At 67.4% G+C, this 14,906-nt stretch carries 10 protein-coding genes; 3 read left to right on the top strand and 7 right to left on the bottom strand.

The genetic code is table 11. The features are described 5' to 3' along the window. Window positions 1-64 precede the first annotated feature (64 nt). Window positions 65-526 (top strand): hypothetical protein, encoded by a 462-nt coding sequence (locus H0E82_RS00165; protein WP_180542949.1) that lies wholly within the window; start codon window positions 65-67, stop codon window positions 524-526. A 15-nt stretch (window positions 527-541) separates the two neighbouring features. Next, window positions 542-1,732, top strand: a complete 1,191-nt coding sequence (locus tag H0E82_RS00160) for a glycoside hydrolase family protein (protein WP_180542948.1) — start codon at window positions 542-544, stop codon at window positions 1,730-1,732. 239 nt (window positions 1,733-1,971) lie between these two features. Here the strand turns inward: H0E82_RS00160 and H0E82_RS00155 are convergent, their stop codons facing one another. Then, complete coding sequence (locus tag H0E82_RS00155) at window positions 1,972-2,667, bottom strand: glutathione binding-like protein (RefSeq protein ID WP_180542947.1); 696 nt, start codon at window positions 2,665-2,667, stop codon at window positions 1,972-1,974. Between the two features lie 214 nt (window positions 2,668-2,881). Continuing rightward, the gene (locus H0E82_RS00150) at window positions 2,882-5,479 is read right to left on the bottom strand and encodes a glycoside hydrolase family 3 protein (RefSeq protein ID WP_180542946.1); all 2,598 of its coding nucleotides are present in this window, start codon (window positions 5,477-5,479) and stop codon (window positions 2,882-2,884) included. A gap of 217 nt (window positions 5,480-5,696) precedes the next feature. Between H0E82_RS00150 and H0E82_RS00145 the strand changes: the two genes are divergently transcribed. Continuing rightward, window positions 5,697-6,716 (top strand): LacI family DNA-binding transcriptional regulator, encoded by a 1,020-nt coding sequence (locus H0E82_RS00145; protein WP_328796915.1) that lies wholly within the window; start codon window positions 5,697-5,699, stop codon window positions 6,714-6,716. 205 nt (window positions 6,717-6,921) lie between these two features. Here H0E82_RS00145 and H0E82_RS00140 read toward each other — a convergent pair whose 3' ends face one another. From H0E82_RS00140 to H0E82_RS00120, 5 genes are all read right to left on the bottom strand, one after another. Beyond that, on the bottom strand, window positions 6,922-8,427 hold the full coding sequence (locus tag H0E82_RS00140) for a tryptophan halogenase family protein (RefSeq protein WP_180542945.1): 1,506 nt from the start codon (window positions 8,425-8,427) through the stop codon (window positions 6,922-6,924). Between the two features lie 10 nt (window positions 8,428-8,437). Then, entirely contained in the window at window positions 8,438-9,457 is a 1,020-nt protein-coding gene (locus H0E82_RS00135; RefSeq protein WP_180543008.1) for a cupin-like domain-containing protein, read from the bottom strand. Continuing rightward, window positions 9,444-10,151, bottom strand: a complete 708-nt coding sequence (locus H0E82_RS00130; protein WP_180542944.1) for a SapC family protein — start codon at window positions 10,149-10,151, stop codon at window positions 9,444-9,446. Before H0E82_RS00130 ends, H0E82_RS00135 begins: the two co-directional genes overlap by 14 nt. A gap of 9 nt (window positions 10,152-10,160) precedes the next feature. Next, window positions 10,161-11,714, bottom strand: coding sequence for a tryptophan halogenase family protein (locus H0E82_RS00125; protein WP_180542943.1), 1,554 nt, complete (start codon window positions 11,712-11,714; stop codon window positions 10,161-10,163). 77 nt (window positions 11,715-11,791) lie between these two features. Beyond that, window positions 11,792-14,797, bottom strand: a complete 3,006-nt coding sequence (locus tag H0E82_RS00120) for a TonB-dependent receptor (RefSeq protein WP_180542942.1) — start codon at window positions 14,795-14,797, stop codon at window positions 11,792-11,794. Window positions 14,798-14,906 lie beyond the last annotated feature (109 nt).

The raw sequence follows: 14,906 nt of genomic DNA, 5'->3' as shown, positions 1-14,906 counted from the left end.
GGGCGAGCCGCGATGGAGGAGTCAGGGAATGCGCCGAGCCATTCAATGGGGTGTCGTCTGTCTGATGACCACCGCTGCCACAGGGTGCGCAGCGCGCCCCTCCACGGGGCACATCGACACCCTGAATGCGCAAGCCCGGTTCAGCGGCTCATGGAGCGTGCAGTGGTGCGATCAGAGCAGGCCTGCGCTCGACTGCGGAGGCTTTGCGGTGACGTTGGTGCAGCAGGGGCATCGGGTCTGCGGTGATTTCAGCGGCGCGCTCGTCAACCTGCGTCAGGTCGATGAGGGCGCGATCGCGGGCATCGTGGATGGTGAGGTCGCAATGCTGGAGGTCACCAGTGGCCGGAGCGAGACGATCATGCGGATACGCGCGACCCGTGTCGGGCGGGACCTGCACTGGACGCAGGTGGGCGTCACGCAGCAGGGAGCCTCCGACATCGACGTCATCGCGCTGGACGACGTACTGCAGCTCGACGCCAGAACGAATCGGCGCGTACCCGAGCGCTGCACACCGCAAGTCGACTGAATAGGAGCGTTCGACATGGATGTCCGCGAACTGGAGCAGCGACAGTACGACCAGCGCCTCCGAACCGTGGTCGTCGGCACCGAGGGGCTGCACGCCCAGGTGCAAGACGTCGGTGATGGGCGTGCGACCATCGGCTGGGGCTATACGCTCAACCGCAACAACAATGTCGAGATCTGGACACGGTCCGGTCTCGAGTTGTCGACCGCGCAGCGCGAGACACTCGAACGCGTGGACCGAGCGCCGCCCAGGGACAAGACGCGCATCGGTCTGGGCTTCGACAGGGCAGTGAACGAGGCGGAGTCGGACCGGCTGTTTCGCGCCTCGATCCAGGAATACGAGGTGCATGCAGAGCGTGCAGGTCTGCCCTTGTCGCATGAGCGCGTAGCCCTCGTGTCGGTCAGCTATAACCGCGGGGTCGGGGCGATGCGCGGTCATCCTGTTTTCGACGCCATCGGGGAAGGGAACAGGTACGAGGCCTGGTACCAACTGCGCTACAACTGCTGGGGCTCGCGCGAGGACATGGAAGGCGGGCTTCGCAAACGGCGCTTCGCCGAGTCGGAGGTCTTCGGACTCTACGACGACCGTGCAAACGTCTCGGTAGAGGAAGCGGCCGAGGTCTATGCGATGTACCGCACCTATCGCGCGGAGATCGACCGTGTGGAGCGCGGATTCGGCGTGAGCATCGACGGTCAGCAGGCGCGTCCCAATCGTATCGCCCAGGCGAATCGTGACTATCCAGACATCGTTCATGAGTATGGCGCTGTGCGATCGATCTCGGAGTCGCTCGCGCCGGCGCGAACGGTCCTGATCGATCATCTGCGGACGCGCTATCCCGAGCAGGCGACCGAGTTCACCGAAGCGCGCTTCAACGCCGGACAGATCGATCTCGATCGGTATCCAATCAACCGCGATCGCAGCGCAGGCGAGCGTACATCTGCGGCCCGGCCGCACGATGCGGGCTCCGCGTCGCGCGCCACTGCGGGAAGCCAGTTTGACGATCCGTTTCTCAACCGGTTGTTCGGGGCTGTGTCCGCAGGGGATTCGGCGTCCGCACGGGAGATCACGCTCGTGTTCGCGCAGTCGTCGCGAGGAGAGGCCTTCCTCGAACAGGGACGACAGCGTCTGGCGCAACAACAGCCCCAGGCCCCCGAGGCACCCGATCGGGTGGTGGTACCGGATTGGATCCAGGCGGCCGCTCGCGGATGATCCGGATCCGCGTCCGGCCCCTCGGACGCGTCGGATTGCGGTGCACTCGCCTGCAGCGCGAGTGGCGGGCAACTCTGCCGTGAGTCGGTAGCGCAAGCTCAGCGGGCGCTGCAATGTCCGGCCTGCGCTGCCGACAACGTGGCGTAGGACGGATGGTTGCAGCAGGCGTTTCGAACCCAACGAGCCTGCGACGCCAGGTAACGATGCCTGGCGGTGCGGACCGCCGAACCGTGCGTGCTTCAGCGGCGCCCCTGGCCGAACAGCAGCTTCTTTTCCTCGTCACTCATCGCCTTGCCGGCATCGGGATTCACGTCCTTCGCCTTTGCATACGCGCGCTCCGTCGCAGGACGCGCCTTGATCGCCGCGTGCCAGCGCTGGACCTCCGGGTACGGGATCATGTCGATTGGCGCCTTGTCGTAGACACCGATCCACGGATACGTCGCCATGTCGGCGATCGAGTACGCATCGCCGGCGATGAAATCGCGCCCCTTCAGACGCGTGTCGAGCACCTGCAGCAGACGATTGGCTTCGTTGGTGTAGCGCTCGATCGCATACGGAATCTTCTCCGGCGCGTAGACGTTGAAGTGGCCGTACTGGCCGGTCATCGGGCCGAGGCCGGCCATCTGCCAGAACAGCCATTCCAGCGTCTCGACGCGCACGCGCGGATCGGTCGACAGGAACTGCCCGGACTTCTCCGCCAGATACAGCAGGATCGCGCCGGATTCGAACACGGCCTGCGGAGCGCCGCCGTCGGCGGGTGCGTGGTCGACGATCGCCGGCATCTTGTTGTTCGGCGAGAACGCGAGGTACTCCGGCTTGAACTGGTCGCCCTTGCCGATGTTGACGGGGTGGATCGTGTAGTCCAGGCCGGCTTCTTCGAGGAACAGGGTGACCTTGTGGCCGTTGGGGGTGGGCCAGTAGTGCAGGTCGATCATGGGAAGGACGCTCCGCGGGACAGGTGCATCGAGTCTAGGCGCGCGGCCGTAGGGCGACGTGGATACGTGGCGCACGCTGCGTTGCGGTGGTGAAGACCGCGCTCACCCTGGAACGGCAACGCCGCCTCGAGGGCGGCGTTGCGTTCGATCCGGGCTCCGGTGCGAAGCCGGAGCCCGTGAGCCGCATCCTGTGGACGCGGCCGTGGGCAGACCCTTACTGCGTCTTGCAATCGAGCCTGTGCGTGGCGTCGGTACCGATGCGGACCTCGGCCAGGCCCAGGGTCAGGCCGGCCGGCGCGCGGAGTGCGAACGGCGTGCTGACGCGCGTCGCGTCGAGGCCTGCGGCGGTCAGGCACTTGAGGGGAATGCCGGCGGTCACCCACTCGTTGCGCGGCAGCGTCGCCAGCCATTCGCGCACCGGCAGCGCACCTGTGCAGTCGTCGCCGCAGCCGGCCGACAGCATGACGTCGCCAGTCGCGGGGACAGCGTCGACACGCAGGGTGACCAGCAGCAGCGAATCGCCGTTGGTCTCGCGGCTCAGGTCGGCCGGCGAGTGCGACAGCAGCTCGGCGGTGGCATCGCCGGTCCAGGTCAGCAGGCGCCCACCTTCCTGGGTCTGGTAGTCGACCGCGGCGAGGCTCAGCGTGCCGTCCGGCGTGACGACGCGCGGATGCAGCACATCGGCACCGCGCCCGTCGGCGCCGGTGACGACGAGGCGGATGCCGGGGCCGGGCACGCCCTTGGCGAAATAGCCCGCGTCCTGGCCGTCCTCTGCACTGACGCCGGCGTCTTCCGGCAGGGCGTCGAGGTTGCCGGCATCGGCGTAGGTCAGGCCGTGGCCGAAGGCGAACAGCGGGTCGTAGCCGTCCATGCCGACGTTGTTGACGTACTGGTCGGCGCGGCGCGGCCACGAGAAGCTCAGCTTGCCCTTGAAATCGTGCTGCGGCTGGCCATCGGCGCCGCGCAGCAGCACGTCGGCGATGCCCGCACCTTCCGAGCCCGGGAGCCAGGCGGCGACGAAGGCGTTGGAGGCGTTGATCTCGCGGTTGACCCACAGCGGACGGCCGCTGATGAAGACCGACACCACCGGAATGCCCTCGGCGCGCAGGCGCTTGACGAGTTCCAGGTCGGCATCGTCGCCGGGCTTGTACAGCAGGTTCGGCAGGTCGCCAAGGAATTCGGCATACGGATCCTCGCCGAACACGACGATCGCCACGTCCGGCTTCTGCCGGTAGCGGCCATCGACGGCGAGTTGCGCGGTGCCGCCCGCGGCCGTGACCTGGGCGCGGATGCCGTCCCAGATGGTGTCGCCGTTGGGGTAGTCGGCGCGCTTGGTGCCGGTGCCCTGCCAGTTCAGCGTCCAGCCGCCGGACTGCTTGCCCATGTCGTCGGCGCCGTCACCGGCCACCAGCACGTTCTGGTTCGCGGCCAGCGGCAGGATGCCGTCCTGGTTCTTCAGCAGCACCAGTGATTCACGCACCGCGCGGCGCGCGACTTCGCGGTGTTCCGGTGCGCCGAGCAGTTCGAACTTGCCGCCGAGCGCACGCGCCGACGGCCTGGGCGCGTCGAACAGGCCCATGCGGAATTTCACCCGCAGGATGCGACGCACGGCATCGTCGAGGCGTTCCATCGGAATCTCACCCGACTGCACGTGCTTGACCGTGCTATCAAACAGGCCCCGCCAGCTGTCGGGCGCCATCGCCATGTCGAGACCGGCGTTGAAAGTCGCCGCGCAATCGGTGGTCGTGCAGCCCGGCAACTGGCCGTGGCCGTTCCAGTCGCCGACGATGAAGCCGCCAAAGTTCATGCGGCCCTTGAGCACGTCGGTCAGCAGGGCCTTGTGCCCGTGCATGCGCTGGCCGTGGATGCTGTTGAACGAGGCCATCACCGCCTGCGCGCCCGCGGCGATCGCCGGCGGATAGCCCGCGTTGTGGATGTCGCGCAGCTGCGCTTCGGTGACCTGGGTGTCGCCCTGGTCCTTGCCGCCGACCGTGCCGCCGTCGCCGAGGTAGTGCTTCACCGACACCATCACGTGGTGGTCGTTGAGGAAATCCGGCGCGCCCGCCTTGCCCTGCATGCCTTCGACCACGGCCGGTGCGAACGCGGCGACCACATCCGGCGATTCGGAATAGCCCTCGTAGGTGCGGCCCCAGCGGTCGTCCTGCGGCACGGCGACGGTCGGCGCGAAGGCCCATTCCATGCCGGTCACGCGGGTCTCGATCGCGGTCACGCGGCCGATCTCACGCATCAGTTCGGCATTGCGCGTCGCGCCCAGGCCGATGTTGTGCGGAAACAGGGTCGCGCCGACGATGTTGCTCTGGCCGTGCACGGCATCGATGCCGAAGATCACCGGGATGGCCTTGCCGCCGCCCGAGGTGTCCATCGACGCTTCCCAGAACGCATCCGACAACGCCAGCCATTCCGCGGGCGAGGCATCGTAGCGGCCACCCGGATCGGAGTTGCCGCCGGCGAGGATCGAACCCAGGCGGTACTTGCGCACGTCCTCGGGCGTGACGTCCGCAATGTCGCCCTGCACGATCTGGCCGACCTTCTCCTCGACGCTCATCGTCGCCAGCAATTCGTCGATGCGGGCTTCGAGCGCCGGATCCTCGGGGAACGGCCAGGCGGGGTCCGGCCACTGGGTGGCATCGATCGCGTTGATGTCGGTTCCGGCCGCCGACGCGGGGGGGGCGGTTGCCGCGTCGGCATCGTCGCGTGCGCAACCGGACGCACCGAGCAACAGCGCCACGATGGCCACGGACAGAAGTGGACGACGCGTGCTGCGCCGGACGGGGAGAAACGGATCGATCATCGAAAAGCTCCGGAACTGAGCGGCGGAGGGCGCCGTGCGGGTCGGGATGCGCATCGCACGAAGCGATGACAGCGTTGTCAGACGTGGGGCAGCATACCGCCGGACGGACGTGCGCGCTTGCTGCGCAGCGTCATCGCGGGAATCCGCACGGAAACGTGTCCGCACAGCATGCAGCAACGCGTCTGGCAGAATCGGGGACGGAACCGGGATGGGCGGAATGAACAGCATGCGGGTGCGGATCGAGGATGTCGCAGAAGCGGCGGGCGTGTCGATGAAGACCGTTTCGCGTGTGCTCAACCATGAGCCGAACGTGTCGGAGCGCACGCGGCTCGCGGTGGAGGCCGCGGTGGAGAAGCTCCAGTACCGGCCGCTGGCCTCGGCGCGTCTGCTCGCGGGACGCCGGTCGTATCTGATCGCGTTGCTCTATGACAATCCCTCCAGCAACTACCTGATGGAGGTCGAGCTGGGCGTTCTCGATGCCTGCCAGTCCCAGCACTACAACCTGATGCTCGCACCGGTCGACTACACCGCCAGCGACATCGTGGCCAAGGTCGAGACCTTGATCGTGCAGTCCCAGCTCGACGGCGTGGTGCTGACGCCGCCGATCACCGACGACGTGAAGCTGCTGGCACGGCTGGAGGCGATGGACATCCCGTATGCCAGCGTCTCGGCGCAGGAGCGCAACCGGCGCATCGGCACGGTGGTCGACGAACGCAGCGCGGCGCGCGACGTGGTGCTGCATCTCGCGGCACTCGGGCACCGCCGTATCGCGCACATCAAGGGGCATCCGGCCCACGGCGCGAGTGTCTGGCGCCTGGCCGGCTACCGCGACGGGCTCAGGCAGGCGGGGTTGCCCTACGACACCGGGCTGGTCGTGGCCGGCAAGTTCTTCTACGAATCCGGATTCGACGCGACCAATACCCTGCTCGATCTGCCCGAGCCGCCGACCGCCGTGTTCGCCGCCAACGACGACATGGCCGCAGGCGCGATCTGCGCGATCTGCGAGCGTGGTCTGTCGGTGCCCAGGGACGTCTCGGTCTGCGGGTTCGACGACATGCCCATCGCCCGCCACATCTATCCCTCGCTGACCACGGTGCGCCAGCCCAGCCGGGAGATGGGACGTCTGGCCGGACTGGAGTTGCTCAAGGCGATCCGCGACCGCGGCGCAGGTGAGACGCTCGAACTTCCCTATGCGCTGCAGGTGCGTCGCTCGACGGGCCCGGCCCCCGGCACCTGATCGCGCGACCCGACATGGTGCCTTGCGTACTGGCGCGCGACATGCGCAGCCGTGCACAGCGGAGGCCGATCGTGCGCACGGAGGACCGCCCCGGATCGACACGGGCACGCGGTCACTGCCAGCAATCGTCAGCCGGCCCCGACCTTCGCCATGCAGCGGCCTGGTCTCCATCTCGCTGCAGTCGGCGATCCTGTCGAACCGCCGATCAGGAGACTGCCGCGGGCGCGTAGCTGCGCACGTAGTCCATATGCGGCGGCAGCTGCCGCAGCGTGCGTTCGACGTCCCCGCTGATCCCGTCCAGAAAGCCCTTGAGCTCCGTGTCCCCCATCAGATCCGCGGACCGGTGGTACTGCAGCGGATGGATGCCTTGTCCCATCATCACCTGGATCCAGGAGTTTTCCGCGAAGAGCTCGGTGGGGACGTGGAACACCCGCCCGGTTTCCCGGAACAGGTCGATGCGGTGCCGCAGCGAGTCGGGGATCGCCATCGCGCGGCAGTCGCGCCAATACGGCGTGTCCTGGCGATCGGTGACCTTGAAGTGGAGGATCACGAAGTCGCGCGCGTGCTGCAGTTCGTCGGCCATGCGCATGTTGTACTGGTCGATGTCGGGCTGCGACAGGGTCCGCGGAAACGTCTGCATCAGGTGGATGATGCCGCGCTGGATCAGGTGGATCGTGGTCGACTCCAGCGGTTCGATGAAGCTCGCCGACAGGCCGAGGGCGACGCAGTTGCGTTCCCAGCAGCGCTCGCGCTGTCCGGGCCGGAACCGCACCGGGAAGGGCTCGCGCAGCGGCGCGCCTTCGATGCTCGACAGCAGCGTGTCGCGTGCCTGGTCGTCTTCGATGTAGCGGCTCGAATACACGATGCCGTTGCCCACGCGATGCTGCAACGGAATCCGCCATTGCCAGCCCGCATCGCCAGCGATCGAGCGCGTGTACGGCACCGCGTCGCGCACGGTGGCGGTCGGCACGGCGAAGGCGCGGTCGTTGAACAGCCAGTGCGACCAGTCCTCGAAGCCGACTCCGAGGGTCTTCTCGATCAGCAGGGCGCGGAACCCCGTGCAGTCGATGAAGAAATCCCCGTCGACGCGCGTTCCGTTGCCGAGCTGGAGCCCGGTGATGAAGCCGGTCGCCGGATCGGTCAGCACGTCCTCGATCGTGCCCTCGACACGGCGGGCGCCATTGTCCTCGCTGAAGCGTCGCAGGAAGCGCGCATACAGTGACGCGTCCAGGTGATAGGCGTAGTTGAGCTTGCGCTTGGGCAGATGGGCGAAACGCCCGTGCATCGCGGCCTTCAGCTCAAGGCAGTAGTCGTCGTAGGCGCCCGCCAGGCCGCGCTCGCGTCCGCGCATCCAGAAGTGCTGGAACCCCGCGGTCCAGTGGTCGGTTCCGGTCAGGCCGAACGAATGGAAATAGTCCCGGCCGACATCGCGCCAGCTCTCGAAGTTGATCCCCAGCTTGATGGTGCCCTGGGTCTGCGCCATGAACGCCTGCTCGCCGATGCCGAGCAGACGATGGAAGGTCATCAGCGTCGGAATCGTGGCCTCGCCGACCCCGATGGTCCCGATCTCGTCCGACTCCACCAGTGTGACGTCGAGGACCTTGCCGAGCGTGCGCGACAGCGCCGCAGCCGCCATCCAGCCTGCCGTGCCGCCTCCCGCGATGACGACACGGCGGATCGGCGCCTGCGCAGAAGCTGCGGTTGCGTGCATTTGGACTCTCCTAGCGGTTCAGGCGTTTGAGCAGGCGGGTGCGGAGTGCCTGCGCGTGTGTCGCGTCGAGCGGCGCCAGTGCGCCGCGCGCAGCGGTGGGGATGTGCCCCGCGACGGCCTGCTCGTCGTAGTCGAAGATGTAGTGGCGGAAGACGTCGCGCCAGATCTCGCGTTCGCCTGCCGGCAGGTCGCGGATGCTCAAGATGGCCGACATCAGCGTGTCCATCGGCGTGTTCGCCCAGGCCGGGGCCTGCCGCCACCAGTAGTTCACCAGCACGTTGAATGGCGTCAGCGCCTCCATGTGATGCCACCACATGCTGGGAATCAGCAGTGCATCGCCGGGCTCCAGCTCGGCCACCTGGGCGTGCGCCTCGGCCTGGGCGAACCGCGGGAACTTCGCATGGTCGACCTCGGCGAAGTCCACCAGGCTCACCGCCTGTCCGGCGGGCGTCGGATCCAGCGGACCGATGTAGAGGTTCTCGAGCTGCTGCGGCGGAAACAGCGTGGCGCGGCGCCGGCCCGCCACGACACAGGCCAGATTGTCCGGAAGGTCCTGGTGGGCGGCGATGCGGGTCCGGTTGCCGATCCAGATGCTGGCCAGCGCATCGCGTCCGCCGAGATCCACGTCGTTCTCGGCGCGGAAGCCCGGCAGCCAGGTGTCGATGGTCGTCGAGCCGATGTAGATCGCCGGCGGTGCCGGGTCCGTGATGTATTTCACCAAGGTGTTGAGCGCGACACCGAGTGGCACGTTCTCGCGGCGGAAGTTGAAACCACTGAAATCGTCGTTATAGAAGAATCGCCCGTCGATCCCGGGTGGCCCCACGGTCGCCACCACCGGAGGCCCGCCCCGCCGTTCGAACCGCTGCAGGTAGGCGGCGGCGGCCGGGCCGGACTGCCGCGCGGCGTGCACGACGGGCCAGTCGGCGAGCAGTCCGCGCAGCACGAGCGGGGTGGTCGAACGCAGCACGGCGTCCGGAATCGTGTCCGGGCGCAGTCCGCCGCATTCGGCGATGCGCTTATCGACCTGCAGCGGCGGCACGGTTCACCCGGTCGATCAGGTCGCGAAAGCGCGCCACCGACGCCATCATCATGTACACCGCTTCCAGATGGCCCGCTGTCCCGAGCGCAGCATAGGCGTCGCCGTCGAGAAGACGCAGGCGATCCTCGTTGATCGTGTAGTAGCCCGAAAGCCTGTTGTCGGAGCCGTCGTCGAGCTGCACGTCGAGCACGAACGGTTCCAGCAGGTCGTGATGCAGCAGGGCCTGCACCAAGGGTGCGGTCCCGGCCAGGCCCTGGTGCAGGGCGTGCAGGATCGCGCTGGCGCGTTCGAGGTATTCGCTGGTTTCCCCGTGCGGCAGGAACAGCGGCTCACCCCGGCCGCTGCGGACGCGGGGATGGTCGAGATCGATGTGCACTTGCATCTCGTCGCCGGCGCGGCCGATGAGGAAGGGCTGGCGCTGGATCATCAACGGCACGTAGGTGGCGTCCCAACGGTCGCCATCGAGGAACAGGTTCTGTCCTTCGGTGAATCCGAACAGCGCCAATGGCTGGAACGCACCGTCGGCCGACTTGCCGAAGACGATGGGATAGTTGGCCTGCACGTTGCGGAACTCCGCCGGAAACGTGAGCGCCCACATCACCGCATCGCCGAGCGCCGCCCCATGGCCGGGATCGACGCGCAATTCCCGATGGTCGACGTTGTTGAGTTGCACGTTCCTGGACATCGGATCTCGCTAGACGGGGGACATGCCCCGGGTGTGGATATGGTCGATCAGCTCGCGGTGGCCCGGCAGCGCGGGAAGCATCCGGCGGGTCAGTGCGGCCCCGTCGCGGAAGGCCTGTTCCGCCCGGTCCGCAGGCCCCGTCGGGACACGGCGGGCGGGCCGCTGCGGGCGGAATCCCATGCCGTAGAGAATGTACTGGTAGCTGGCCGCCGGAAACACTTCGTCCAGCCGGGGCAGGTCGTAGCGCGACGGCGGCTGGTGACGCCACAGGGCCAGCAGCTCGCCGAGCCTCGCGGGCGCGCTGGCGGGGTCGCGATGGTCCCGCCAGTAGTCGCTGTCGTCGCGTGTCGACAGCACGTAATGCAGCTTGAGGAACTCGACCACCCGCGCCCAGCGATACGCGAACGTATCGTTGAAGCGGGCGGCGACGATGTCGACATCGGGGCGGGTAGCGGGCAGTTGGTCGCTGAGCATGGTGGCGGCCAGCTCCACGAGGACGAGGGACGAGGCCTCGAGGGGCTCGACGAACCCGCTCGACAGGCCGATCGCCACGCAGTTGCGGTGCCAGCTGCGCCGACGATAGCCCGGCTCGAACGCCAGTGACTGCTGTGCGATCACCTCGCAGCCGGCCCCGCCCGTGGCGTCGACGTAGCGCCGGAGGACGGCCTCGACGGCGTCGGGGTCGGTGTGTGCGCTCGAGTAGACGTGTCCGACGCCGCGGCGTGCGGACAGCCCGATGTCCCAGATCCAGCCGTTGGCCTGCGCCGTGGACACGGTCTGGCAGGCGATCGGCGTGTCGCTGGCGGGATACCGGACCTGCAGGGCCAGCGCGCGATCGTTGAAGAGGACGTCACGGCAGGACGTGCGCTCGATGCCGAAATGCTGGCCGAGCAGCAGCGACCGCATGCCGGTGCAGTCCACGAACAGGTCGCCCTCGATCAGGCCGTGTCCGCGGGTGCGCACGCCGGCGATGTCGCCGCATTCGCGCGTGTCGATGCCCTCGACGTGATCGGCGACATGCCGGACGCCGAGCCGCACGGTGGCATGCCGGCGCAGGAACAGCCCGAGGCGCGCCGCATCGAGGTGATAGGCGTAGTTGGCCACCGCCGCGTATTCGGGCGTGTGCAATTGCTTGGGTGCGCGCCCGGCGTCGCACAGATGCGGCTGGATGCTCACCAGACGGTCGAAGGCGGCCTCCGGGTGCCGCATCCACGCGGCCACGACGTCGCCCTCGTGGAAGCCGTGGGGCAGCACGAACGGGTGGTGGTAGACATCGTCGGCGTGGTCCCTCGACCAGCGCACGAACTTCGAGCCCTGCTTGAACGTGGCGTCGCACTCGCGCACGAAGTCGGTCTCGCGCACGCCGATCCGGCGCAGCGTGTCGCGCATCGTCGGCCAGGTGCCTTCGCCCACGCCGATCGTGGGGACGTCCGGTGATTCGATCAGCGTGACGCGCAGGCCGTCGGGCGAGGCGCTGTCGTGGTCGGCCGCGAGCAGCGCTGCAGTCAGCCACCCTGCAGAGCCGCCGCCGACGACGACGACGTGGCGGAGGGGAGAGCTCAACGGAAAATGCTCCGCGGTGCGGTCCGGCAGCATGCCCGAACGCGGCGCCACGGCAAATGCCGTGGCGCCGGGCAGGCTCAGAACGTGTAGCGCAGCCCGAACATGTAACGCGGCCCGGTCTGGGTGCCGTAGAGCAGCTGGCGCGCATTGCGACCGTGCGAGCGCTGGGTCTCGTCGGTGACGTTGATCGCCTCGGCCTGCAGCGTCAGGTTGTCGCTGACCCGGTACCCCACGCTGACGTCGAGCTGGCCGTACTCCTCCACGTACACCGGATTCGGTCGTTCGCTGTCGAATCCGCTGGAGAGGAACTTGTCGCGCCAGTTGTAGGCCGCACGCGCCTGCCACGGGCCCTTGTCGTAGAACAGCACCAGATTGGCCGAATCGCTGAGGCCGACCAGGGCGAACTGGCCGCCCAGATCACTGTTGTCGTAGTTCAGGTCGGGGCTGTCGACGTAGGTGTAGTTGGCCGCCAGGCCGAATCCGCTCTGCCCGAAGACGTGCTGCAGGTTCAGCTCAAGACCGTCGAGCTTCGAGGACCCCGTGTTCGCCGGCGTGGTGATGCGGAACTCCGCGATGGGATCGTTCGGTTGGCCGGTGATGGTGCCGGTGGCGTTTCCGTTGGAGTCGTTGTCTCCGCGGACCACACCCGGCTGGCCATTGAAATTGGTGAAGATGTAGTTGCGGATGCAGGTCAGGTCGGCCGTCGCGCAGGCATTGGCCACCGCCGCGTTCCAGTAGGCACCGCCGATCGGCGTCCTCAGGTCGAACGGCGTCGCCTGGATGATGGACGTGCCGATGTAGTTGCCGATGTTCTTCTGGAAATAGCCGACCGAGAAGTAGCTCGCCTCGGCGTAATACCACTCGAGCGACAGGTCGAAGTTGTGGGCCTTGAGCGGCAGCAGTCCCGGATTGCCCTGCTGGCCGGTGCCGCCGTCCACGCGCACCGGTGCGTTGAGCGTCTGGCCCCCCTGGATGTCGCCCCAGCCGGGCCGGCCGATGGTGCGGCTGTAGCTGCTGCGGAGGATCAGACTGTCGGTAAATTCGGCGCTGACATCGATGCTCGGCAGCCAGTGCGCGTATTCACCGGTGAGCGTGGTGAAGTCGGAGCCTTCACGCGTGATCCCGATCTCGTTGTTCGCTCCCCAGACGAGCGCGGTGGCCACAGGCACCAACGCCGACGAGGTCACATCGGTTTCTTCATACCGGACGCCTGCAGCAGCGTTCAACGGAATGCCGATGTCGAAGGTCGAGCTGACCTGCAGATAGGCGCTGCGTGACTTCTCGGTCACGCGGCGATCGGTGGTGTACTCGGCTGGTGCGAGATACGCCGCCTCGTCGCCTAACACGCGCACGGCGGCGTTGCGTACGTCGTTGAAGTCGAACAGGAAGAACGCGTCGGTGAAGGCCGGGTTGTCGTGGCCGGCGAACTGGTTGAAATAGCGCCCCATGTTGGCGGGCCGCCACAGGTCGTCGGCATAGTCACCGGCAGCGCCGGTACCGCCCCAGGTGTCGCGCTGCACGTTGCCATAGGCGGTGCGGTTGTCGGCCTCGGTGGCGGCCACGCCGAAGTCCAGGCGCGAATAGTCGCCGAAGCGGAAGTTGCCGCGGGCCTGGACCTGCTCGATCTCCGACTTCATGTAGCTGCGGTGGAACACCGAGCCGGTCACCAGCATGTCCGAGGGACGCGGCGCGGTGTAGCCCGGCGGATACTCGACGGTGAGGATCGGGAAGTCACCGCTGAAATCCGCGGTGGTCCGGCCACGGATGAACGCGGCCGCGCCGAGGACGCCGCCGGAGCCGTAGGGGCTGTCCGGGCTGGTTTCCGCGGTGGACTTGTGCACGTCCAGCTCGAATCCGAGGCGATCGGTCGCCTCCCACTCGACATTGAAGCCGAGCGACTTGTTCTCGTTGCGATTGGCGAAGTCGGCACCGCCCATGGACAGGTCGGTGTAGTTGGGCTGGCCTTGGTCGTTGAAGGTCAGCGCCTCCGAATAGAGCAGCGGCGCGGCCACCGGACCGTCGGTCCAGGAGGACGACGACGGGCCGTAGTTGAACCACACCGACATGTCGTTGCGCTGCTGCTGGATCTTGTTCTCGGAATAGGTGTAGTCGAGCGTCGTGGTCAGCGTGTCGGTCGGTGCCCACTGCAGGACGACCTGGCCATTGGTGCGCTGGCGCTGCACCCCGGTGACCGCGTAGTTGAGGTTCTGCGGCACCGAATACACGTCGCCCGGGCCGGGCCGGTTGACGATGTTCTCCGACCCCGGGGTCCCCGGTTGCGGGATGGCGCCCCAGTTCTCCTCGTCACCGCGGAACCCGCGCCAGCCGCCCGGTACCGAGACCTGGTTGTAGCCGAGATCGCGTTCCTGGTAGCTGCCGGTCACCGCGATACCGAACCGGCCGTCGGCGGTGGTCGTGCTGAAGATGCCCGAGACCTCAGGTGTGACCGAGCTGCCCTTGAACTGGTCCGGCAGATTGTCCAGCGAAGTGTCGTGCACGCCCTTGATGCCGAGGTTGGCCCGGAATCCCGGATTCTCGAGTGGGCGCGCGGTCTTGATGTTGATCGTCGCACCGATGCCACCGGTCGGGGTTTCGGCGCGCCCGCTCTTGTAGACCTCGACGGCCGAGATGGCCTCCGACGCGAGATTGGCGAAGTCGAAAGCACGCGAGTTCGACACCGTACTGCCGTCGCCGTTGCTCGAGGCCGGCATCTGGCGGCCGTTGAGCAGCACGAGATTGAAATCGGGGCCGACGCCACGGACGGTGACCCGCGAACCCTCGCCGATCGCGCTGCGGTCGATCGAGACGCCGGAAATGCGCTGCAGCGACTCGGCCAGGTTGGTGTCGGGGAACTTGCCGATGTCCTCGGCGATGATGCCGTCGACGATGCCGCGGGCATCGCGCTTGAGGTTCATCGAGGATTCGAGGCTGCCGCGAATGCCGGTGACGACGACGGCGTCGAGGTCGGTGGCGTCGGACGGGGCGGATGGCTCGTTGACTTGGGCGATCGCCGGCGAGGCGATGGCCAGCAGCAATGCAGAGGTCAGAAGCCGCTGTTTCGGAACAGCGCGCAGTCGGTTCATGGATCGTCCCCTCCCAAGGGATCACACGAAATGGTGTCTTCGAATTGTTTGGTCCTGCAGGCCGCGCCAGGCGCGGACGGCATGCGACCGCTGCATTGGAGGCGAACCT

The organism is Luteimonas deserti (assembly GCF_013425765.1).
GTDB classification, from domain to species: domain Bacteria; phylum Pseudomonadota; class Gammaproteobacteria; order Xanthomonadales; family Xanthomonadaceae; genus Luteimonas; species Luteimonas deserti.
This window is presented reverse-complemented; position numbering and strand designations above follow the sequence as displayed.

Excerpts from the sequence above, each read along its gene's own strand:
- H0E82_RS00165 (WP_180542949.1), top strand. The coding sequence starts at position 65 with ATGACCACCGCTGCCACAGGGTGCGCAGCGCGCCCCTCCACGGGGCAC.
- H0E82_RS00160 (WP_180542948.1), top strand. The coding sequence starts at position 542 with ATGGATGTCCGCGAACTGGAGCAGCGACAGTACGACCAGCGCCTCCGA.
- H0E82_RS00155 (WP_180542947.1), bottom strand. The coding sequence starts at position 2,667 with ATGATCGACCTGCACTACTGGCCCACCCCCAACGGCCACAAGGTCACC.
- H0E82_RS00150 (WP_180542946.1), bottom strand. The coding sequence starts at position 5,479 with ATGATCGATCCGTTTCTCCCCGTCCGGCGCAGCACGCGTCGTCCACTT.
- H0E82_RS00145 (WP_328796915.1), top strand. The coding sequence starts at position 5,697 with ATGAACAGCATGCGGGTGCGGATCGAGGATGTCGCAGAAGCGGCGGGC.
- H0E82_RS00140 (WP_180542945.1), bottom strand. The coding sequence starts at position 8,427 with ATGCACGCAACCGCAGCTTCTGCGCAGGCGCCGATCCGCCGTGTCGTC.
- H0E82_RS00130 (WP_180542944.1), bottom strand. The coding sequence starts at position 10,151 with ATGTCCAGGAACGTGCAACTCAACAACGTCGACCATCGGGAATTGCGC.
- H0E82_RS00120 (WP_180542942.1), bottom strand. The coding sequence starts at position 14,797 with ATGAACCGACTGCGCGCTGTTCCGAAACAGCGGCTTCTGACCTCTGCA.